This window comes from Streptomyces sp. NPDC107500 (assembly GCF_055582785.1).
In genome coordinates this window covers 424,174-444,011 of sequence record NZ_JBVJPF010000004.1, presented here as the reverse complement: position 1 = coordinate 444,011, position 19,838 = coordinate 424,174, and the positions used below count along the sequence as shown (strand labels likewise).

Genomic DNA, 19,838 nt, shown 5'->3' with positions numbered 1-19,838 from the left:
CCACCCGTGAATGTTCGTTTGAGCGATTCGTCGCCATCATAGCGATCGCTCGTGCGGGGTGCCCTTGCGTTCCCTGGGGTCTAGGGCTCGGGATCGGCGAGGAGGGGGCCCAGCGGACCAAGGTCGAGGTTGAGGTCGGCACGGCTCAGGCCGTGCTGGGCGCACAGGTCGTCCATCCGCTCGTCGAGCAGCATGAGCGCCGTGCCGAGCCGGTCCTCCTGCGCCGCGCTGAGGGTGCCCTCGTCGAAGCGGCGCACGGCCTGGCGCTCCATGAGCTGGCGCAGCAGCTCGACGACCGTGAGCACCAGGGCGGCCAGGTCGTTCGTGACCCGCTCGGGGTCCAGGTCGAGGGAGTGCTCCCGGCGCCCGGTCACAGCGGACCGCTGTCCGGCCAGGGTGCGGGCATCCGCTCGCTCACCGACGCCAGCAGCGCGTGCAGGGAGATCCGCACCAGCGGCACGTCCGCGACGGCCAGGACCAGGTCGCCGCTGACCACGACCCCGGTCGCCAGCACCCGGTCCAGCAGGTCCACGAGGGGCACCCCGACCGGCGCGTACTGCTCCGGGCCGCCCCAGGGGACGGGCGCCGGGCCCGGCGTTCGGGTGTCCGCGACCGTCATACGGGGACCTCCTGGCCGGGGCGGGCGTCCGGTTCCTCATCCAAGCGCGCGAAGGAGTACGGGATCCACGGCCCCGACGCGTCGGCCCGTACGGCAGGATGCCGCCCCTCGGCGGTGAGCCCGGCCAGGGCGCGGGTGAAGGCGGCGCGGTCGGCGTCCTCCACCAGGTAGGCGGCGTTGAGGAGTTGCGGGGTGCGGCGGCCCGTCAGCCGCTCGCTCTGCGGCCGGTGCCGGGTCGCGGCGACGGCGTACCGCCGCAGCTCCGCGTCGACGGCCTCCGCCTCGGCCCGCGCCCTTCCGTGCGCCTGCTGCCGATCCCGCCGCCGTGCGCTGGCCCGGCTCAGGTAGGCACGGCCACCGGAGCCGGAGCCGGAGCCGGACCCGGACCCGGTGCCCGGGTCGGCGGGGGCCGTCGGGAGGTCGTCCGGCGCTCCCTCGGCGGCGTGCACCTTCACCGCCCACTCGGTGCGGTTCCGGAGACGGTCGAGTAGCGCCTCCAGTACCGGCCGCCGGTCGCAGACGGCCCGTACCGCCGACCGGTCGCCGCGGTACAGCGTCGCCATCGGCAGGGGTACGACCGCACCCCGCCCCGCCGCCGCCTCGACGGCCCGGTGGTGGGCGCGGGCGCAGCGTTCCAGGTCGGTGGGCCGGTTGAGGCGTTCCGCCAGGGCCTCCTCGTCGAACAGGGCCGCGGGGACGTCCTGGACGACCAGGCACAGACCGCCGCCCGCGTCGAGCACGCGCAGCGGACCGCCCTCCTCGTGACCGGTCGCCGAGGCGAGCGCGGCGGGGTCCGGCGGGGTGCCGGTGACGGCGAAGGCGCAGACGATGCCGGGCTCCACTCCCGGGTCCGCGCTCACCGGGCGGCTCCCGACGTCTCCTCGACCGCGGCCGCCGCGCCGTCCCCCTCGTCGTGCTCCAGGCCGTCGTCCAGGGCGTCGAGCCGGGCCCGCAGGCGCGCGTTCTCCTCGACGAGAGCGTCCCGCGCGGCCCGGGACGACAGGGCCGGGTCGGTCTCCCACCAGTCGATGCCCGCCTTCTTCGCGGTGTCCACCGAGGCGATGAACAGCCGCAGCCGGATGGTGAGGAGTTCGATGTCGAGGAGGTCGATCTTGATGTCGCCGGCGATGACGATGCCCTTGTCGAGGACCCGTTCGAGGAGGTCGGCGAGGCTGCCGGTGGCGGGCGGACAGGCCAGGGGGTCCGAGTCCGCGTACCGGTGGTCGAGGTCGGTCACCGGACGCTCCTCGCCCCGTCAGCCCCGTCAACGGCGTCGGCGGGCACGGTCGTCGTCCTCGTACTCGTCCTCGTACCCGTCCCCTTCGTCCCCTTCGTCCTCATCGTCTTCGTACTCACCGTCCTCGTCCTCGTAGTCACCGTCCTCGTCTTCGTCTTCCTCGTCGTCCTCTTCCTCGTCGTCCGCGTACTCGTCCTCCTCGTCGCCGTTCTCCTCCTCCAGGGCCTCCTCGTGGGTCCGGACGACCTCGCCGTCACGGATCTCGCCGCGCCAGCCCTCGACCTCCTCCTCGTCCACCAGCGTCACGTGCCGCGCGAAGTGCTTCAGGTCCAGCCGCAGCCGGCGCCCCTGGGCGCGCCAGAGGTTGCCGGTCTTCTCGAAGAAGCCCGACGGGTAGTACTCGCAGACCACCACCACCCGGGTCAGCCGGGGCGCCAGCTCGTGGAAGGTGACCGCGCCGCGCGTGCTGCCCTTGGCGCCCTCGGAGGTCCACACGATCCGCTCGTCGGGGACCTGTTCCTGGACGGTCGCCTTCCAGCTACGGCTGGACGGGCCGACCTTGAGGTTCCAGTTGCTGGTCACCTCGTCCTCGGCGCTGACGCTGCGGACGCCCTTGGTGAAGTCGCTGAACTCCTGGAGCTGAGTCCACTGGTCGTAGACGACGCGCAGGGGGACGCCGATGTCGACGACCTCCATGATGTGCGTCGCCTTGATACTGCCGGCGCCGGTCTTGCCACCGCCCCCGCTGCCCTTGTCTCCGCCGTTGCCGTTGCCGTTGCCGTTGCCGTTGCCGTTTGCGGAGGCGGTGAGGCGATCGGTGAGGCCGCCGATCCGTTCCCCCGCCTTGCCGACGAGGCTGTGCCCCCGGGCGGAGAGGTATCCGCCGAGGGCGTCCTTGAGGCCGCCGAGAGGGGACGGCGTGTCCTTGTCCTGCCGGTCGGGGGTCATCCGCGTCCCCCTCCCCGCCGGCGCGAACCGGTGGTCTTCTTCGCGGGAGCCGCCTTCTTCGCGGGCGCGTCCTTCTTCGACGGGCTCTTCGCGGTCTTCTTCGCGGCCTTCTTGGCCGTCTTCTTCGCAGGGGGCGCGGCCTTGCGCGGCGGAGCCTTCTTCGCCGTACGCCGACGCGGGGCGGGTTCGGACTCGGGCTCGGGCTCGCGGTCCTCCTCCTCGTCCTCCTCGTCGAAGTAGGCGTCCTCGTCCTCCGCGTCCTCGTCCGGGCCCTCGTCGTCCCTGTCGTCCCTCCGGCCCTCGCCGGTGAGCGCGTCGGTGCGGTCGCGGAGGGAGTCCGCCAGACCGGTGAGCCGTCGGTTCGCCGCGGCGGTGGCGGCCGCGCGCCCGGCGGTCAGCAGTTCCCCGCGCAGCTGCTCGGTGAGTTCGCGGATCTGCGGCGCCTGCTGGAGCCCGCCCAGTCCCTGGGAGAGCAGGTCGCCCGGCGACAGGCCGATGCGCCGCCCCGCGAGGTAGGAGCCGACCGCGAAGGCGAGCTTGGCCTTCTTCGTGCGCCCCAGGAGGTATCCGCCTGCCATGGCTGCCGCCAGGGCCGTCTTGCTGTCGCTCATGCGTGCCTTCCCTGCGCTCGGTCCATGGTGGTCGTACGGCCGCCCGGGCGGCCCGGACGGGCCGGGCGTTCGAGGAGAGCGAGGAGCCGCTCCTCCTCCCGTTCGAAGGCCGCCTCGTCGATGGCGCCCTCGTCCAGGGCCCGGTTCAGCGCGGCCAGCCTCGCCTGCACGGCGCGCGGGTCGTGGACCTGGCGCCGGGCCTCCTGGAGCAGGTGGTCGGCGATCCACGCCGTGCCGCGCACCGGCGCGAGGGGCAGCAGGAGGAGCCCGCTCACGATGCCCACCCCGTCACCGCCCCGCCGTCGCGGGACGCGGCTCGACGAAGCTGTAGCAGGGCAGGGGGCCTGTCACGCTGAGCGCCAGCCGGCCCCCGCAGGCACGGGCCACCGCGTCCACCGCCTCCCGGAACCGGCGCTCGTCGCCCGCGCGCAGCAGGAACGACGCGCTGAGCACCTGATCGCCGTCGGTCGTGCCCCCGGCCGCGCGCACCGCCAGCGGCGTCAGACGGTCCAGGACCTCCCGCGCGGCGCGCCGTGCCTCCCGGCGTACGCCGAGCGCGAGCGCCTCTCCCAGCCGGACGTTGGCCTCGTAGTCGGGACGGCGCCGGGTGCGCAGCGCCATGGACCGCAGGCTCTCGTCGCGGCGTACCAGATCGGCGAAGTGGCCCGGCACCACCGTGCCCTTGACGTTGAGTTCGACGCATCCCCGCACCTCTTCGAGCTGCTGCGTCAAGTGGGCCGAGTCGGCGCGCAGTTGGGCGAGCAGGGTGTCGGTCCGGGGACTGAGCACCGCGAACCGCATGGGCAGCAGCGGTCCCTGCGCCGCCAGTTCGTCCAGGACGGCCTGGTGGGCATGGAGGTCGCGGCGCCGGGGCAGCAGCCGCGCCGGCGCGTCCGACACCGCGGCGCACAGGCCGGAGCCGGTCAGCAGCCGCACCGGGGCGCCGTCGACGCCGGGGGAGCGGGGGGCGCGGATCCCGGCGGGCGTGATGCCGTAGACGTAGAGCGACTTCAGCTCGGTGCCGGGGGCGGTGGTGGTGACGGGCGCGGTCATGCGTCCTCCCTACGGGTGCGGCGGCGGGGTCGGTCGCGCGGGCGGTCCTCCTCGGTACGGCGCCGTGCCGAGGAGCGCCCGCGGGGGAGTGCTTCCTCCTCGTCCGTCTCCTCGTCCGTGTCCTCGTCCGGCGCGAGGACGTCGCGCACCTTGTCGGTCAGCGAGCGTGCCGTCCGCTTCGCGCCCGCCCTGCCGACGGACTTGGCGACCGGGCCGCCGAACAACTCGGGCACGGTCTTGGAGCGCGCGTCGTGCTCCAGGTCCAGCCGGTTGCAGGCCTCGGCGAACCGCAGGTAGGTGTCGACGCTCGCGACCACGATGCGCGCGTCCACCTTGAGGATCTCGATGCCGACCAGGGAGACGCGCACGAAGACGTCGATCACCATGCCGCGGTCGAGGATGAGTTCGAGGACGTCGTAGAGGGTTCCTGCGCGGGGCGCGCAGATGACCTCGTCGTCGTACGTGATCATGCTGTCGTCCTTCCGGGTACGCGCCTCACCGTCTGCTCACTGGTCCTGGGCGCCGCGCCGGTAGCGCGCGGTCCTGCGGTACTGCACGAGGCCGCCCGCGGAGTCCAGTTCGACCTCGTAGGTGGCGAGCAGACTGGTGGTGTCCGGGATGCGGGCCACTTCGAGCACGTCCACGTTGACGATCCAGCCGTCGTCCTCGCTGCGGCACACCGCGGAGACGCCCTCCAGGTGGTGCCGGATCAGCTCGGAGAGGGCGTCCGCGGCGCGCCGGGCCGCGTCCCGGGCATCGCGCACGGGACGTTCGCGGGTGGCGGTGGAGGTCGTGCGGCGCCGTCGCTCGCCAGGCTCTGTCATGCTGCCCACTCTGGCCGCGGGGCCCGGTGCGCGCGTGCGGGGTTACCCCATCCGGGGCGGTGCCGGAGCCGGCCGCCCGCCGCGGGACCGGTGGGTCAGGCCTCGGGCGTAGTGGCGGCCGGGCGGCGGCAGTGCAGGAAGAGGTGCGGTTCGGGCCGGGCGTCCGGGTGGGCGGGGGTGAACAGCGCCGCCTCCTCCGCCACCACCTCCAGACCGGCCTCCTCGGCCACGGTGGCGAGGGCCTGAGCGGTGAAGCTGGTCACGCGCACCGGCTGTCCCATGAAGACGGCGTCGACGCCCTCCACGTCCAGCGGCACGGTCGCCAGCACCAGGTAACCCCCCGGCTTCAGCACCCGAGTCAGACGCCCGATGAGCGCCGCCTGCTCCCGCCGGTCCAGCTGGAGCAGCGAGAAGTACACGCAGACGGCGTCGAACGAAGCGTCGTCGAGCGGTACGTCGTGGATGTCTGCGCACCGGAACGTGGCCTCCGGCACCTGCCGGGCCGCCAGCTCGACCATGACCGGCGAGACGTCGACGCCCAGCACGTCGTGGCCGGCGGCCGCGAGGGTCTCGGCGGTGGGGCGGCCGGTGCCGCTGCCCACGTCCAGCACCCGGCTGCCCGGCGCGAGCCGTCCGAGCAGCCACTCCAGCGAGCGCCGGTGCGCCTTCGACCCGGCGAACGCCTTCTCGTACTCGGCGCCCAGCGCGTCGAACGCGGCGGCGGGGTGCGGCCGGTTGTGGTCGTCGGTCACGACGGGTCCCTTCGCTGCGCCGATGCGGTGCCGTCCGCATCGTTCCACCGGGACCGAGCCGCCGACAAGGACCCCTGCGGGCGAACGGCGCCCCGATCGCGCGGGCCCCGCGCCCGCTCCTGCCCTTCCCGCCCCGCAGCGCGGCTCAGTGCCCGGGATCGGCCGGCCGGCCGGTGCCGGTGGCGCCCAGGTCGTCGGAGCGGCCGGCGTCGACGCGTGGCCAGTGCGCGGTGGGACGTCCACCCTGCCCGTCCCGCAGCGGCCGCCAGTCCGGGGCCCCGCTGAGAGTCCGCGTGGCCTGCCCGAGGCGCGGCCGGCCCGCCGGGGAGTCCTCCCACGCCTCCTGACGCCCGAACGCCGTGAGGTCCATGAGCGCGTAGCTGTAGTCCACCGCCTCCGCCCCACGGCGTCTGGTCCAGTACGTCTCGAAGACACGGTCGCCTTCGCGCAGGTAGCACACCAGGTGGAACAGGCCCCGCTCCCGGCCGACCAGGAGCGTCTCGAGCGAGGGCTGCGCTGAGTACCACGGCATCGTCCAGCCCATGAAGTCGCGGTAGCGCAGGCTCTCCTCGTACGAGGTCTGCGCGTCGGCGAATCCGTAAGTGACGTTCCGCCCCTGGGAGAACACGGCGAAGGTGATGCCGCGGGAGTGGAGGTAGGCCAGCTCACCCACGTGGCTCATCACCCAGGTGCAGCCTTCGCACTGGTCGGCAGCGGGCCGCCCGGGCCACCACATGAAGTAGTAGGCGATCATCTGGCGCCGCCCCTCGAACGCGTCCAGGAGCGTCACGGGGCCGTCGGGTCCCAGCAGAGGGCTGTCCGCGGCCACCTCGACCATCGGGAGCCTGCGGCGCGCGGCGGCGATCGCGTCCCCTTCGCGGGTATGGGCCTTCTCCCTGGACCGCAGCCCCTCCAGCCGCTGCTCGAAGGTCGCGCGGTCGACCACCGGCGGATGTGTGTCATTCGGCTTGTCGGACATCAGCGGCTCCTGGGATCACTCGTGGGCGTTCCGTTCATGCCTCGCTGTCCCTGCCCCTTCCATCCTCCCGCCGCTGCCGTCCGGCGCCCAAGCCCCTCGATCGGACCACCGGGCGCACGTCGGCGGGAGGTGAGGGATTCCTGAGAATCCCGGGGACGGCTGAACGCTCCGGCCCGCTCCTCCGTATGGAGCCGGGGGCATTCCATGCCCGAGTCCGTCACGACACAGGAGCACGCCTTGGGACACAACAGGCGCAGACGCCCGACCGGGGCGCGACGCGCGACCTTCGGAGCGGTCGCGCTGATACTGGGGGGCGGCGGCCTGGTGGCCGTGAACGTCTTCGCCTCCGCGACCGAATCCGGCAACAACGCCGTTCCCCTGGGCAGTTCCGGAGTCGCGGCGACCGTCGACTGCCCCGACCTGACCGAGCGGCTGACCACCGTGCCGGAACCTGCCAGGCAGGAGGTCGACACCGAACTGGCCCAGCTCGACGAGCAGATCGCCACCGCGTACCGCCAACTTCAGGAGGCCGCCCGCACCGCGGACGACGGCTCCCTCGACGAGGCCGCCATCCTGGACCCCCTGAAGGAGGACCGGGCGGCGACCATCGAGCGCATCGCCGCCGCCGTCGCCAAGGCCGGGGACCGCCCCGAGGGACTGGACACGCTCGCGGAGTGCACGCTGCGCCGCACCGAGGTCGTGCCGGAGCCGGCGCAGAGCGGCAGCCCGGACCAGCAGGAGCAGCAGGGGCAGGAGCAGGGTCAGGGACAGGAGCAGCAGCAGGGCGAGGGTGACGGCGGCGCGGCCGGGAACGGCGGCCAGGCGGGCAACGGCCCGGTGGCGGCCGACTACGCCGACATCAAGTCCGTCCAGCCGAACGTGGTGAAGGCGCCCCGCCAGAAGAACGCCTCGAACGGCTCCTTCACCACCAGCTGCGGTGTCAACGCCGAGGGCCTGTTCAACTCGGACAACCTGATCGCCGCCCCCGGCGTCGGCAACGGCGCGCACCACTTCCACGACTACGTCGGCAATCAGGACAGCAACGCCTTCTCCAGCGACGAGGACCTGGCCGCCGCCGAGACCAGCTGCGCGGACCAGGGCGACAAGTCCTCGTACTACTGGCCCGTGGTCCGCCTCCAGAACGGCACCGCCGAGCAGGACGCCCAGTCGCCCGGGGGCGGCATCGAGGGCAACGCGGGCGAGATCGTCACACCGGCCGAGGTCACGCTCACCTTCGAGGGCAACGAGCGCGGCAAGGTCACGGAGATGCCGCGCCTGCTGCGCATCATCACCGGTGACGCGAAGGCGTTCGTCAACGGCAACGCCAACGCGAACGCCTCCTGGAGCTGCACCGGCTTCGAGGACCGGCAGCTGAAGGACAAGTACCCGCTCTGCCCCTCCGGCAGCGACGTGGTGCGCACCTTCACCTTCCAGAGCTGCTGGGACGGCCGCAACATCGACAGCGCCAACCACCGCACCCACATGGCCTTCGCCACCGCCGACGGCGGCTGCCCGGAGGGCTTCAAGGCCGTTCCGCGGCTGGTCCAGCGGGTCGTGTACGACGTGGACGCGCCCAGCCTCCAGGACGGCGGCCGGACGGTCCCGTTGTTCGCCGTGGACTCCTTCCCCGAGCAGCTGCACAAGCCGGTCACCGACCACAGCGACTTCATCAACGTCTTCGACGAGGGCCTGATGCGGGAGATGGCCGACTGCATCAACTCCGGCCGCGAGTGCGGTGCGGACGCGCCTCCGCCGGGCTCCGACCCGGGCCAGGGGGAGGACCCCGGCGCCTCCGAGGCGCCGGACGACGGCAAGGGCGAGGAGCAGCCCGGCGGCGACGGCGGCGAGCAGCCCACCGCGCCCCCGGCCGAGCAGACCGCCACGGCCTCCGCACCCGCCGAATCCGGCCAGGACGGCGGCCAGGACGGTCAGGACGGCCGCGACGAGCAGGACGGCGGCGGAAACGGCGGGCAGGCCCCCGGGCAGGACGACGGCCGGGACGACGGGCAGAAGGACGAGCAGAACCAGGGGCAGAACGGCGGACAGGACGAGGGGCGCGACGAGGGGCAGAACGACGCGGAGCAGTCCGCACCCCCGGCCGCCGGGCAGGACGCCGACGCCTCCGCGAGCGCCGCGCCCAAGGCAGCCACGACACCGGCCGACGCCCCGGACGAGGCGGGTAGCGCCGTACCGGCCCCCGAGGCCACACAGGGCGATGGCGGCGGCGCCGCACCGCAGCCGCAGGCGCAGGGCGGACTCGCCGAGACCGGCTCCGGCCTCGGACTGTGGCCCGCCGCGGTCGGCGGCGTCCTCTTCGCGGGCGGCTGCGTGCTGCTGATCCGTTCCAGGCGGCGCGCGCTCTGACACGAACTCCGGCACCGGTACGACGACGGGCGGGCGGGACTTCTCCCGCCCGCCCGTCGCGCGAACTGTCTCGTTTCGGATGTTGCCAAGGGGTTCACGCGGGCGCAGCCTGGACTCCGCGAGGCTTTGGGAGCGCTCCCACTCGCGCGTCTCCCGCCTGGACACTGTCCCCCCACGGAGGAAGGCACCATGACTTGTCATGATCACGGCAATCCAATGAAGCCGGCGAGTCCGGCGAGTCCGGTGAACCGGGCCCGCCGCACGACGACCCTCGCCCTCAGCGCCCTGGCCGCGGTCCTTCTCACCCTGGTCCCGTGGAGCGGCACCGCCTTCGCCCACGGCTCGGTCGTCGACCCCGCGTCCCGCAACTACGGCTGCTGGGACCGCTGGGGCGACGACTTCCAGAACCCCGCCATGGCGCAGGAAGACCCCATGTGCTGGCAGGCCTGGCAGGACGACCCCAACGCCATGTGGAACTGGAACGGCCTCTACCGCAACGGCTCCGCCGGTGACTTCCAGGCCGTCGTCCCCGACGGTCAGCTGTGCAGCGGGGGCCGGACCGAGAGCGGACGCTACGACTCCCTGGACACCGTGGGCGCCTGGCGGACCACGGACGTCGCCGACGACTTCACCGTCAAGCTGTACGACCAGGCCAGCCACGGCGCCGACTACTTCCTGGTCTACGTCACCCGGGAGGGCTTCGACCCCGCCACGCAGGCCCTGACCTGGGGAGACCTCCAGCAGGTGGCGCGTACGGGCAGCTACGCACCCAGTCAGAACTACGAGATCCCGGTCAGTACGTCGGGCCTGAGCGGCCGGCACGTCGTCTACACGATCTGGCAGGCGTCGCACATGGACCAGACGTACTTCCTCTGCAGCGACGTGGACTTCGGCTGATCACGCCCCCCCGCCGGTCCCCCCACCCCCGCCGGACGTGGCGCGCGCCCCGTCCGGCGGGGACACCGCGCGCCGCGGCCTTCCGCGCAGTGCTCCGCGGCCGTCCCGGAGTGCGGTATACGTCCGTACATGGACTACTACGACCTCGGCGTCCACGGCCGACCCGTGACCACCTCGTCGCCCGAGGCCCAGCGGTGGTTCGACCGCGGGCTGGTGTGGACGTACGCCTTCCACCACGAGGAGGCCGTCGCGTGCTTCGAGCGGGCGGTGGCGGCCGACCCGGACTGCGCGATGGCCCACTGGGGCATCGCCTACGCGCTGGGCCCCAACTACAACAAGCCCTGGGAGGCCTTCGACGCCGAGGAGCTGACCCGGACCGTCGACCGCACCCACGCCGCCGTCGAACTCGCCCATGCCAAGGCGGGCCGGGCCACCCCCGTCGAACGCGCCCTCATCGGCGCCCTGCGCGCCCGCTACCCGCAGGAGCGCGCCGTCGAGGACTGCTCGGTCTGGAACGCGCCGTACGCCGACAGCATGCGCGCCGTCCACGAGCTGGCTCCGGACGACCTCGACGTGGCCACCCTCTACGCCGACGCGCTGATGATGCTGACGCCCTGGCAGCTGTGGGACCTGCGCACGGGACTGCCCGCCGAGGGGGCCCGCACCCTCGCCGCGAAGGAGGTCCTCGACCGGGCCCTGGCCGCCGAAGGGGGACTCGAACACCCCGGTGTCGTACACCTCTACATCCATCTGATGGAGATGTCACCGACCCCCGAGGCGGCCCTCTCCGTCGCCGACCGGCTGCGCGGCCTGGTCCCCGACGCGGGACACCTGCTGCACATGCCGTCCCACCTCGAAGTGCTGTGCGGCGACTACCGGCGCGTGGTGTCGGACAACAGCGCCGCCATCGCGGCCGACGAGAAGTACCGCGCGCGGGCCGGGGCGATGAACTTCTACACCCTCTACCGGACGCACAACTACCACTTCAGGATCTACGGCGCGATGTTCCTGGGCCGGTACGACATCGCCCTCGACACCGCCGCCCGACTGGAGGCGTCCGTTCCCGAGGAGCTGCTGCGCGTGCAGAGCCCGCCCATGGCCGACTGGCTGGAGGGTTTCCTGGCCATGCGGGTGCACGTCCTGATCCGCTTCGGCCGCTGGGCCGACATCCTGGCCCTGCCGATGCCGGCCGACCCGGGCCTGTACTGCGTGACCACCGCGATGCTGCACTACGCCCGCGGCGTCGCCCTCTCGGCCACCGGCCGGGTCGCCGAGGCGGAGGCCGAACGCGTCCTGTTCCGCGACGCGGTCGCTCGGGTGCCCGACTCCCGCATGCTGTTCAACAACACCTGCGCCGACATCCTCGCCATCGCCTCCGCCATGCTCGACGGCGAACTGGAGTACCGCAAGGGCGACCACGCCGCCGCCTTCGCCGCCCTGGAACGCTCGATCGGCCTGGACGACAACCTCCCCTACGACGAGCCGTGGGGCTGGATGCAGCCCACCCGGCACGCGTACGGCGCCCTGCTCCTGGAACAGGACCGGGTCGCCGAGGCCGAGGCGGTCTACCGGGCCGACCTGGGCCTCGACGACACCCTGCCCCGCGCCCTCCAGCACCCGGGCAACGTTTGGGCGCTGCACGGCCTCCACGAGTGCCTGGTGCGGCTGGACCGGGCGGGGGAGGCGCGGATCGTGGCGCAGCAGCTGCGGCTCGCCGCCGCCCTCGTGGACGTGCCGGTCGCGGCGTCCTGCTTCTGCCGCCTCGACACCGCGCCCGCCCCCGGTGCGGCGGACGGCTGCTGCGCCACGGACCGGTGACCGGGCCCGGAACGGGTCAGACGTTGACGCCGAAGTCCGCGGCGATGCCGGCGAGACCGGAGGCGTAACCCTGCCCGACCGCACGGAACTTCCACTCGGCGCCGTGCCGGTACAGCTCGCCGAAGACCATGGCGGTCTCGGTCGACGCGTCCTCGGACAGGTCGTAGCGGGCGATCTCCTGGCCGCCCGCCTGGTTGACGACCCGGATGAAGGCGTTGCGGACCTGGCCGAAGCTCTGGCCGCGGTTCTCCGCGTCGTGGATGGAGACCGGGAAGACGATCCGGTCCACCTCCGCCGGGACGGCGGCCAGGTTCACCTTGACCGCCTCGTCGTCCCCCTCGCCCTCACCGGTCAGGTTGTCGCCGGTGTGCTCGACCGAGCCGTCCGGGCTGGTGAGGTTGTTGTAGAAGACGAAGTGCCCGTCCGAGAGCACCTTGCCGGCGGCGTCCAGGAGCAGCGCCGAGGCGTCGAGGTCGTAGTCGGTGCCGGTCGTGGTGCGCACGTCCCAGCCCAGACCGACCAGGACGGCGGTCAGGCCGGGCGCCTCCTTGCTGAGCGAGACGTTGCCGCCCTTGGCCAGGGAAACTCCCACTGCGTTCTCCTTCGTCGTGCCGACTGCGTGTCCGCCGTTCAATCTACAACACTGTAGAAATTCGGTTTCTATACGATGGCCGTCGCAGAGCGCGACAGCATCGGAAGGAGGCGGCCCGTGACGGATCACCGGCGATCGCGGCGGCGGGGTCAGGGCGAGCTGGAGGCCCTGGTGCTGACGGCGCTGCGCGAGGCGGAGGGGCCCGCGACGGCCGGCTGGGTGCAGGAGCGCCTGGGCGGCGACCTCGCCTACACCACGGTGATCACGATCCTGACCCGGCTCCTGGAGAAGGGCGCCGTCAGCCGCGAGCGGGCGGGCCGGTCCTTCGCCTGGACGCCCGCCGACCAGGCGGGGCTGGCCGCGCGCAGGATGCGCAAGGTCCTGGACGGCGAGAGCGACCGGGAGGCGGTGCTGGCCAGCTTCGTCACCGGCCTCGACCCGGACGACGAGCGGCTGCTGCGCGACCTGCTCGGGCACGCGCACGGCGCGGAGGACGGCTGACACCGCCATGGGGGTCTTCGTCTTCCTGCCACTGGTCCTGCCGCTGACGGCATGGCCCGTCGCCCGGCTGGCCGAGCAGCGTCTGCACCCGCGCACCGCGACCAGGCTGCTCACCGCCGTCGCCGCCGTCATGGCGCTGTGCAGCACCGTGTGCCTGGCGCTGGTGATGGTGGTCGGCACCGCGCAACTGCCCGGCAACCCGCTGCCCGACGGCTGGTCGGACCCCGAGGTGCGGGCGGCGGTGCCCTACGACGAGGTCGTCGGCAAGGCGGCGATTCCCGCACTGTGCGCCGTTCTCCTGGTCTCGGCCCGGGCGCTGTGGCGGCACGGCCGGGTGCGTCGCCGGGCCCACCGCGCCCTCGCCGGACTGCGGGGCACCGGCGTGGCCGTACTGCCGGACGACGTGCCCTACGCGTACGCGCTGCCCGGCGGAGACCGGGACCGGGTGGTGGTCACCACCGCACTGCTCGACTGCCTCGAACCGGCCGAGCGGCGGGCGCTGTTCGCCCACGAGCGGGCCCACCTCGCCGCCCGCCACCACCGCTTCCTGCTGGCCGTCCGGCTCGCCGGGCTGGCCAACCCGTTCCTGCGCCCCCTGCGCACCGCCGTCTCCTACACGGCGGAACGCTGGGCCGACGAGGAGGCCGCGAAGGCTGTCGGCGACCGTCGCGCGGTGGCGACCGCGATCGGCAAGGCGGCCCTCGTCTCCCGGGGCACCCCGGTCGCGACCCTGGCCGGCCTCGCGGCGCCCGGGCCCGTGCCGCGCCGGGTGGCGGCCCTGCTGGGTCCAGCGCCCGCCGTCCGCACCTGGCCCTCGCTGTTCACCTCGGTGGGGCTGGCCGCGTGGGCCGCGGCCGCCGGAACGGCCGTGTCGGCGATGTCGTCGGCGAACTCCGCCGTCACCATGTTCCTCATCCTGCGGGCCGCCACCCCGCTCTGAGTCCCCGTCACGTCGACGGCACCCTCCAGGGAAAACCCCTGTTCACAGAGGTGCCCGAGAAACTTCCCCACTCGATCGGGTGACCGGCCAATCCGGAAGCCGCCCTGCTCCGGATTCCCCGTGTGAGGGAAGAACCGGGACCACACCGACAGCGGACCGCCCGCCTGCGCTCCCTGCCTGCGATACGCAGGGCGGCTCGGCCTCCACGCATATAGGAACCGCCCACCGGGCGGACAGCTCACCGAGCGGACCATCGCTCCACCTCGACGCGCACCACGCTTCAGATCACACCATCGCTCCACATCACTACATCAGCGCTGCCTCAGTGCTGCCGATTTGCAGGGAGATATCCATGAACGCCCGTATCCGTCGTTCCGCCGTCGCCGTCGTCGCGGCCGCCGTCCTGCCCCTGTCGCTGGCCGCCTGTTCCGACGACGGCGACAGCGGCTCCTCGGACTCCGCGCAGGCCGAGTCCTCGGCCCCCGCGGCCACCGACGACAAGTCCGAGGACACCTCGGGCGGCATGTCCGGCGCCGACGAGCCCTTCGGCCCGGCCTGCTCCACCGTGCCGAAGGAGGGCGCCGGTTCGTTCGACGGCATGGCGAAGGACCCGGTCGCCACCGCCGCCTCGAACAACCCGGCCCTGTCCACGCTGGTGTCGGCGGTGAAGAAGGCCGGTCTGGTCGACACCCTCAACAACGCCGAGAACATCACGGTGTTCGCGCCGACCAACGACGCCTTCGCCAAGATTCCGAAGGCCGACCTGGACAAGGTCCTCAACGACAAGGCGATGCTCACCGACATCCTGACCTACCACGTCGTGGGCCAGAAGCTCGCCCCCAAGGACCTGGAGAACGGCTCCTTCGACACCCTGCAGAAGTCCAAGCTCACCACCTCCGGCTCGGACGAGGCCTACAAGGTCAACGACTCCGCCAACGTGGTCTGCGGCAACGTCAAGACCGCCAACGCCAACGTCTACATCATCGACAGCGTCCTGATGCCCAAGAGCTGACGCGGTCCGGCGCCTTGGCGCCGGGGGCGGGTGAGGAGGCCGCCCGCCCCCGGCGGCGTGAGGGCCCTGTGGTAGCTTGCGGAAGCCAGTCGAACCCACCTGGTGGGTCAGGGAATCCGGTGCGAATCCGGAGCTGACGCGCAGCGGTGAGGGTGACGGGCGGGACACGGGCCACTGGGCGGCGGAGGCCGCCCGGGAAGGCGTCCCGCCCGGTCGATCCCGAGTCCGAAGACCTGCTGGCACCCGCGCCGCGTACGGCGCGGGACGCACCGTACGAACGGGCTTCGCGTACGAGCCCTCGACGCCAGAGGATTCCCCTTGCCCGCCTCCTCGCGCGCAACGCGCCCCGTCGGCCTCCGACGCCTCCCCGCCTCCCGACGCGCCCTCCGCGGCCTGGTGCCGCTCCTGGCCGGCGCCCTGCTGGCCGCCGGCTGCGGTTCCGGGACGGACACCGGCGACGACTCCGCGGCGCAGGACGCGGCCGGCTACCCGCGCACCGTCCGTGACTGCGGCCGCGAGGTCGAGGTCGCCGCACCTCCGCAGCGAGCGGTCTCCCTCAACCAGGGCACCACCGAGATCCTGCTCTCCCTCGGCCTGGCCGACCGCATGGCGGGCACCGCCACGTGGACCGACCCGGTGATGAAGGGGCTGGGGAAGGCGAACGCGGGTGTGCCCCGCATCGCCGACGACATGCCGTCCTTCGAGACGGTCCTGGACGCCGAACCCGACTTCGTCGCCGCCTCCTTCGCCTCCACCCTGGGTACCGGGGGAGTGGCCACCCCCGAGCAGTTCGGCGAACTCGGCGTGCCGGCCTACCTCTCCCCGTCCGACTGCGTCGGCAAGGACAACAGCGGCGACGGCGACGGCGTCCGCAGCGAGCCCTTCACCATGGACACCGTCTACCGCGAGGTCCGCGACCTGGCCCGGCTGTTCGACGTCGAGGAACGCGGCGAGAAGCTGGTCGCCGACCTGAAGGCCCGGGTGAAGAAGGCGACGTCCGGCGTCGACGCGTCCGACGCCACCCTCATGTACTGGTTCGCCAACTCCACGTCGCCCTACATGGGCGGCTGCTGCGGCGCCCCCGGCGTCATGACCCGCGCGGTCGGGGCGAAGAACGCCATGGACGACACCCACGACGAATGGCCGCAGGTCGGTTGGGAGACCGTCGCCGACCGCGACCCCGACGTCCTCGTCCTCGGCGACCTCACCCGCAAGTCGCAGACGGCCGAGACCGCCGCGAAGAAGATCGAGTTCCTGGAGTCCGACCCCGTCACCCGGAACATGACGGCCGTCCGCGAGAAGCGGTACGTCCTGCTCAGCGGACAGGCCATGAACCCCACCATCCGCACCGTCGAGGGCGTCGAACAGGTGGCGGCCGCGCTGCGCGAGTACGGCCTCACCAAGTGACGTCCGCGAGCCGGGCGGCATCCGAGAAGCGGGCCGCGTCCGAGGAGCGGCCGGCCCCGGGCATACGCACGGCAACCGGCCGCCGTGCCTACCCCCTGTGGGCGCTGACCGGCGTCGTCGCCCTGTGCGCCTCCGTGGCCGTCGCCGTGACCATCGGCCCGGCGGACATCGGCGTGGCCGACGTGTGGTCCGTCATCGTCGCCCACCTCGGCGCGGGCCCCGCCGCCGACGTCACCCCCATCCGCGACGGCATCGTCTGGGACCTGCGGCTGCCCCGGACCCTGCTCGCCGCGGTGTGCGGCGCCGGACTCGCCGTGTGCGGCGCCGTCCTCCAGTCCCTGCTGCGCAACCCGCTCGCCGACCCCTTCGTGCTCGGCGTCTCCTCCGGTGCCTCGACCGGCGCCGTCCTGGTCGTCGTGCTCGGCGTGGGCGGCGGCGCACTGTCCGTCCCCGGCGGGGCGTTCCTCGGCGCGGTGTGCTCCTTCGCGCTGGTGATGCTGCTCAGCCACAGCCTCGGCGGCACCCCCGACCGCGTGGTCCTCGCGGGAGTGGCGGCGATGCAGCTGTTCTCCTCGCTCACCTCCTTCGTGGTGATGACCGCGGCCGACTCCGAGACCACCCGCGGGGTGCTCTTCTGGCTGCTCGGCTCGCTCGGCGGGGCCGGCTGGACGGACGTGTGGACCGGTACGGCGGTCCTGCTGCTGGTCCTCGCCGTGTGCCTCGGCCACGGCAGGACGCTGGACGCCTTCGCCTTCGGCCAGGACGCCGCGGCCACCCTCGGCGTCCACGTGGCCCGCACCCGGCTAATCCTGCTGTGCGCCACCGCCCTGCTCACCGCCGCCCTGGTCGCCTCGGCCGGTGCCATCGGCTTCGTCGGACTGGTGCTGCCGCACGCCGTGCGGGCGCTCACCGGCCCCGGGCATGCCCGCCTCCTGCCGGTCTGCGCCCTCGCCGGGGCCGTGTTCCTGGTGTGGGTCGACACCCTGGCCCGAACCGTCCTGGCCCCCAAGGAGGTCCCGGTGGGCGTGGTGACCTCGCTGATCGGCGTACCCGCCTTCGTCCTCGTCCTGTACCGCACCCGGAGGGCACGGTGACGCTGAACGCCGAGCGGGTCTCCCGCGCCGCCGGGGGGCGGCTGATCCTGGACGGCGTCGACCTCAGCCCGCGGCCCGGCGCCATGACCGGCCTGCTCGGCCCCAACGGATCGGGCAAGTCCACCCTGTTGCGGCTGCTGGCCGGCGTGCTCGCCCCCACCTCCGGCGTCGTCACCCTGGACGGCCGCACGCTGGACCGGATGGGCCGCCGCGACGTCGCCCGGCGCGTGGCCGTCGTGGAACAGCAGGCGGACACGCTGGTGGAGGTGTCGGTCCGCGACGTCGTCCGGCTCGGCCGGATCCCGCACCGCCGCGCCTGGACACCGGCGTCGGCGGCCGACGAGGAGGTGGTCGCGGACGCCCTCGCGCGCACCGGTCTCACCGGGCAGGCCGACCGGCTCTGGCACACCCTCTCCGGCGGCGAACGCCAACGCGTCCAGATCGCCCGCGCCCTGGCCCAGCAGCCACGCGAACTCCTGCTGGACGAACCCACCAACCACCTCGACATCCAGCACCAGCTGGACGTGCTGGCCCTCGTCGTCGCGCTGCCCGTCACCAGCGTCGTCGCCCTGCACGACCTCAACCTCGCCGCGATGTACTGCGACCACCTCGTCGTGCTGTCCGAGGGACGCGTCGTGGCCCACGGCGAACCGGCCGAGGTCCTCACCGCCACCCTGGTCGCGGAGGTCTACGGCGTCCACGCCGAGGTCACCCGCACCGGCCCCGACGCCCGCCCGCACGTCCGCTTCCTGGGCACGCTGAAGGGGTAGCGGCGGCGCCGCCGGTCCTCGTGCGGACTCCTGTGGTTCGAGACTCCTGTGGTGCGAACCAACATCGCCGCGTCGTCGGCACCGCCATCACCGCCCCCCTGGCTCACCCGGCGCTTCGCGGCCGAGACACCCCGCGGGAGGATCTGACGCTCAGCGTCCGGCCGCCGGGGACGGCCCCGGAGCGTCGTCCGGGTCGCGCTGGGTGAGCAGGTCGGCGACCGCCGTCGTCGCCCTGCGGTGCCAGTGGGTGCGGTGGCGGAGCATCGCGTGGTCGCCGCCCGGGACGAGCAGGAGGTCGGCTCGGGCGCCGGCCGTCCGGGCGCGGGAGACGTAGGCGGCGGACTCGGCCGGGTCGGTGATCCGGTCGCGGCTGCCGTGCATGACGAAGACCCGCCGGTCCCGCAGCTGGGCGACCGGCTCGCCGGGCGGCACCCACGGGGCCAGGGCCACCACACCCCGTACCCGGGCGTCCTCCGCGGCGCGCAGGGCGGCCCGGCCGCCCATGGAGTGCCCCAGCAGGACCACCGGCACGTCACCGACGAGGCGGTGCAGCTCGGCGAGCGCGCGCCGCGTGTCCCGCAGTGGATCCTCCGCCGCGCCGTTCCAGCCGCGGGAGCGGTAGCGCACCTGGCCGAGCAGCACGTCGTCGCGGTCGGTGGCCGCGTCCAGCGACCGCAGGAACGGGTGCATCCGCAACGCCGCGAGCTGCCAGGGCCGCGCGGCCCGCCGGCTGTCCGCGCGGCCGCCGTGCAGGACCAGCACCGCCGCTCCCGCCCGCCGCGGCCTCCGCCGCACCCACAGCGCCCCCGCCGACGGTTCGTCCCGCACGCTCATCCGGTCCCTTCCCCTGCCCTCGCCGGTCATCGGTGATCCGTTGCCGCACCGCCCGCGGATGGGTGCCCCCTCAGCACAGGTCGGCCCAGACAGTGTGCCCTCCCGGCGCGGGCCGGTCCCCCCAGCGGGCGCTGAGGGCGTCGACCAGGAAGAGCCCCCGGCCGTCCTCGCCCCAGTCGAAGGCCGGGTGCCGCCACCGGGCCCGTACCCGTCCGACGTCGAAGGCGTCGCCCGAGTCGGTGACCTCCACCCGCACCGTGCACCCACCCTGCGCCCCGCGCCGCAGGCCCAGGGCGATCCGCACCGGCGGCCTGCCGTGCCGCTCGGCGTTGGACAGAAGCTCCGCGACGACCAGCTCGGCGTCCGCGGCAAGCGCGCCCGTGCCCCAGGACGTGAGCCGGTCCCGGACCTCGCGGCGTACGACGTGCACGGCGTACGCGGGCCCCTGGGCCACCGGCTCGTAGGTGTCGTTCATGGTCCCTCGGAACTCCTTGCCGCCCTGTCCTGCGCTTACCTCCCCACTCTTGATTCGTTGCCGCGCGCCCTCCGGATGCCTCTCCCGGAAACCGTCCGCAGCCTGGCCCAA

Annotated in this window: 24 protein-coding genes and 1 riboswitch; of the genes, 9 read left to right on the top strand and 15 right to left on the bottom strand. The window is 73.4% G+C overall.

Translation table 11 applies throughout. The features are described from left to right. Window positions 1-80 precede the first annotated feature (80 nt). From ACZ67M_RS18505 to ACZ67M_RS18450, 12 genes are all read right to left on the bottom strand, one after another. Window positions 81-374: a gas vesicle protein K gene (locus ACZ67M_RS18505; RefSeq protein WP_122619131.1), complete on the bottom strand. Its 294-nt coding sequence runs from the start codon at window positions 372-374 to the stop codon at window positions 81-83. Further along, window positions 371-619 (bottom strand): gas vesicle protein, encoded by a 249-nt coding sequence (locus ACZ67M_RS18500; protein WP_392013274.1) that lies wholly within the window; start codon window positions 617-619, stop codon window positions 371-373. The genes ACZ67M_RS18505 and ACZ67M_RS18500 overlap by 4 nt, the downstream gene beginning before the upstream one ends. Then, complete coding sequence (locus ACZ67M_RS18495) at window positions 616-1,479, bottom strand: GvpL/GvpF family gas vesicle protein (RefSeq protein ID WP_469851751.1); 864 nt, start codon at window positions 1,477-1,479, stop codon at window positions 616-618. The genes ACZ67M_RS18500 and ACZ67M_RS18495 overlap by 4 nt, the downstream gene beginning before the upstream one ends. Then, on the bottom strand, window positions 1,476-1,856 hold the full coding sequence (locus ACZ67M_RS18490; RefSeq protein WP_361367246.1) for a gas vesicle protein: 381 nt from the start codon (window positions 1,854-1,856) through the stop codon (window positions 1,476-1,478). Before ACZ67M_RS18490 ends, ACZ67M_RS18495 begins: the two co-directional genes overlap by 4 nt. Window positions 1,857-1,883: 27 nt before the next feature. After that, complete coding sequence (locus ACZ67M_RS18485; RefSeq protein ID WP_469851748.1) at window positions 1,884-2,804, bottom strand: SRPBCC family protein; 921 nt, start codon at window positions 2,802-2,804, stop codon at window positions 1,884-1,886. After that, window positions 2,801-3,415, bottom strand: a complete 615-nt coding sequence (locus tag ACZ67M_RS18480) for a hypothetical protein (RefSeq protein ID WP_469851747.1) — start codon at window positions 3,413-3,415, stop codon at window positions 2,801-2,803. Before ACZ67M_RS18480 ends, ACZ67M_RS18485 begins: the two co-directional genes overlap by 4 nt. Further along, a complete protein-coding gene (locus ACZ67M_RS18475) occupies window positions 3,412-3,699 on the bottom strand; it encodes a gas vesicle protein GvpG (protein ID WP_361367255.1) in 288 nt (95 codons plus the stop codon). The genes ACZ67M_RS18480 and ACZ67M_RS18475 overlap by 4 nt, the downstream gene beginning before the upstream one ends. A 4-nt stretch (window positions 3,700-3,703) precedes the next feature. Further along, on the bottom strand, window positions 3,704-4,468 hold the full coding sequence (locus tag ACZ67M_RS18470; protein ID WP_469851745.1) for a GvpL/GvpF family gas vesicle protein: 765 nt from the start codon (window positions 4,466-4,468) through the stop codon (window positions 3,704-3,706). Then, window positions 4,465-4,938, bottom strand: coding sequence for a gas vesicle structural protein GvpA (locus ACZ67M_RS18465; protein WP_361367260.1), 474 nt, complete (start codon window positions 4,936-4,938; stop codon window positions 4,465-4,467). The genes ACZ67M_RS18470 and ACZ67M_RS18465 overlap by 4 nt, the downstream gene beginning before the upstream one ends. A gap of 36 nt (window positions 4,939-4,974) precedes the next feature. After that, window positions 4,975-5,292 carry a gas vesicle protein GvpO gene (locus ACZ67M_RS18460; protein ID WP_469851743.1) on the bottom strand — a complete coding sequence of 106 codons (318 nt, stop codon included), beginning with the start codon at window positions 5,290-5,292 and terminating at the stop codon, window positions 4,975-4,977. A 95-nt stretch (window positions 5,293-5,387) separates the two neighbouring features. Next, complete coding sequence (locus tag ACZ67M_RS18455; RefSeq protein ID WP_392013265.1) at window positions 5,388-6,044, bottom strand: class I SAM-dependent methyltransferase; 657 nt, start codon at window positions 6,042-6,044, stop codon at window positions 5,388-5,390. Window positions 6,045-6,189: 145 nt separating this feature from the next. Continuing rightward, complete coding sequence (locus ACZ67M_RS18450; protein ID WP_469851741.1) at window positions 6,190-7,023, bottom strand: DUF899 family protein; 834 nt, start codon at window positions 7,021-7,023, stop codon at window positions 6,190-6,192. Window positions 7,024-7,227: 204 nt separating this feature from the next. Here ACZ67M_RS18450 and ACZ67M_RS18445 point away from each other — a divergent pair, with 204 nt between their 5' ends. The 3 genes from ACZ67M_RS18445 to ACZ67M_RS18435 all read left to right on the top strand — a co-directional run bounded on the left by ACZ67M_RS18445 (window position 7,228) and on the right by ACZ67M_RS18435 (window position 12,102). Next, complete coding sequence (locus ACZ67M_RS18445; protein ID WP_469851739.1) at window positions 7,228-9,387, top strand: DUF1996 domain-containing protein; 2,160 nt, start codon at window positions 7,228-7,230, stop codon at window positions 9,385-9,387. A 189-nt stretch (window positions 9,388-9,576) separates the two neighbouring features. Further along, on the top strand, window positions 9,577-10,284 hold the full coding sequence (locus ACZ67M_RS18440) for a lytic polysaccharide monooxygenase auxiliary activity family 9 protein (protein ID WP_469851738.1): 708 nt from the start codon (window positions 9,577-9,579) through the stop codon (window positions 10,282-10,284). Window positions 10,285-10,413: 129 nt separating this feature from the next. Beyond that, window positions 10,414-12,102: a hypothetical protein gene (locus ACZ67M_RS18435; protein WP_469851736.1), complete on the top strand. Its 1,689-nt coding sequence runs from the start codon at window positions 10,414-10,416 to the stop codon at window positions 12,100-12,102. Between the two features lie 16 nt (window positions 12,103-12,118). Here ACZ67M_RS18435 and ACZ67M_RS18430 read toward each other — a convergent pair whose 3' ends face one another. After that, window positions 12,119-12,694: a TerD family protein gene (locus tag ACZ67M_RS18430; protein ID WP_392013257.1), complete on the bottom strand. Its 576-nt coding sequence runs from the start codon at window positions 12,692-12,694 to the stop codon at window positions 12,119-12,121. A gap of 117 nt (window positions 12,695-12,811) precedes the next feature. On the opposite strand from ACZ67M_RS18430, the gene ACZ67M_RS18425 reads away from it, so the two are divergent. From ACZ67M_RS18425 to ACZ67M_RS18400, 6 genes are all read left to right on the top strand, one after another. After that, the gene (locus tag ACZ67M_RS18425) at window positions 12,812-13,195 is read left to right on the top strand and encodes a BlaI/MecI/CopY family transcriptional regulator (RefSeq protein ID WP_392101437.1); all 384 of its coding nucleotides are present in this window, start codon (window positions 12,812-12,814) and stop codon (window positions 13,193-13,195) included. Between the two features lie 7 nt (window positions 13,196-13,202). Then, the gene (locus ACZ67M_RS18420; protein WP_392101438.1) at window positions 13,203-14,135 is read left to right on the top strand and encodes a M56 family metallopeptidase; all 933 of its coding nucleotides are present in this window, start codon (window positions 13,203-13,205) and stop codon (window positions 14,133-14,135) included. A gap of 352 nt (window positions 14,136-14,487) precedes the next feature. Beyond that, window positions 14,488-15,147 carry a fasciclin domain-containing protein gene (locus tag ACZ67M_RS18415; RefSeq protein WP_122619147.1) on the top strand — a complete coding sequence of 220 codons (660 nt, stop codon included), beginning with the start codon at window positions 14,488-14,490 and terminating at the stop codon, window positions 15,145-15,147. 69 nt (window positions 15,148-15,216) lie between these two features. Further along, window positions 15,217-15,402: riboswitch (cobalamin riboswitch) on the top strand. Between the two features lie 63 nt (window positions 15,403-15,465). After that, window positions 15,466-16,554 carry an ABC transporter substrate-binding protein gene (locus tag ACZ67M_RS18410; RefSeq protein WP_392013253.1) on the top strand — a complete coding sequence of 363 codons (1,089 nt, stop codon included), beginning with the start codon at window positions 15,466-15,468 and terminating at the stop codon, window positions 16,552-16,554. Beyond that, complete coding sequence (locus ACZ67M_RS18405; protein ID WP_392013251.1) at window positions 16,551-17,648, top strand: FecCD family ABC transporter permease; 1,098 nt, start codon at window positions 16,551-16,553, stop codon at window positions 17,646-17,648. The genes ACZ67M_RS18410 and ACZ67M_RS18405 overlap by 4 nt, the downstream gene beginning before the upstream one ends. Then, a complete protein-coding gene (locus ACZ67M_RS18400; RefSeq protein WP_392238666.1) occupies window positions 17,645-18,418 on the top strand; it encodes an ABC transporter ATP-binding protein in 774 nt (257 codons plus the stop codon). Before ACZ67M_RS18405 ends, ACZ67M_RS18400 begins: the two co-directional genes overlap by 4 nt. Before the next feature lie 150 nt (window positions 18,419-18,568). Here ACZ67M_RS18400 and ACZ67M_RS18395 read toward each other — a convergent pair whose 3' ends face one another. Next, entirely contained in the window at window positions 18,569-19,252 is a 684-nt protein-coding gene (locus ACZ67M_RS18395) for an alpha/beta hydrolase (RefSeq protein WP_392013247.1), read from the bottom strand. A gap of 70 nt (window positions 19,253-19,322) precedes the next feature. Further along, window positions 19,323-19,727, bottom strand: a complete 405-nt coding sequence (locus tag ACZ67M_RS18390) for an ATP-binding protein (RefSeq protein WP_392101443.1) — start codon at window positions 19,725-19,727, stop codon at window positions 19,323-19,325. Between the last annotated feature and the right edge of the window lie 111 nt (window positions 19,728-19,838).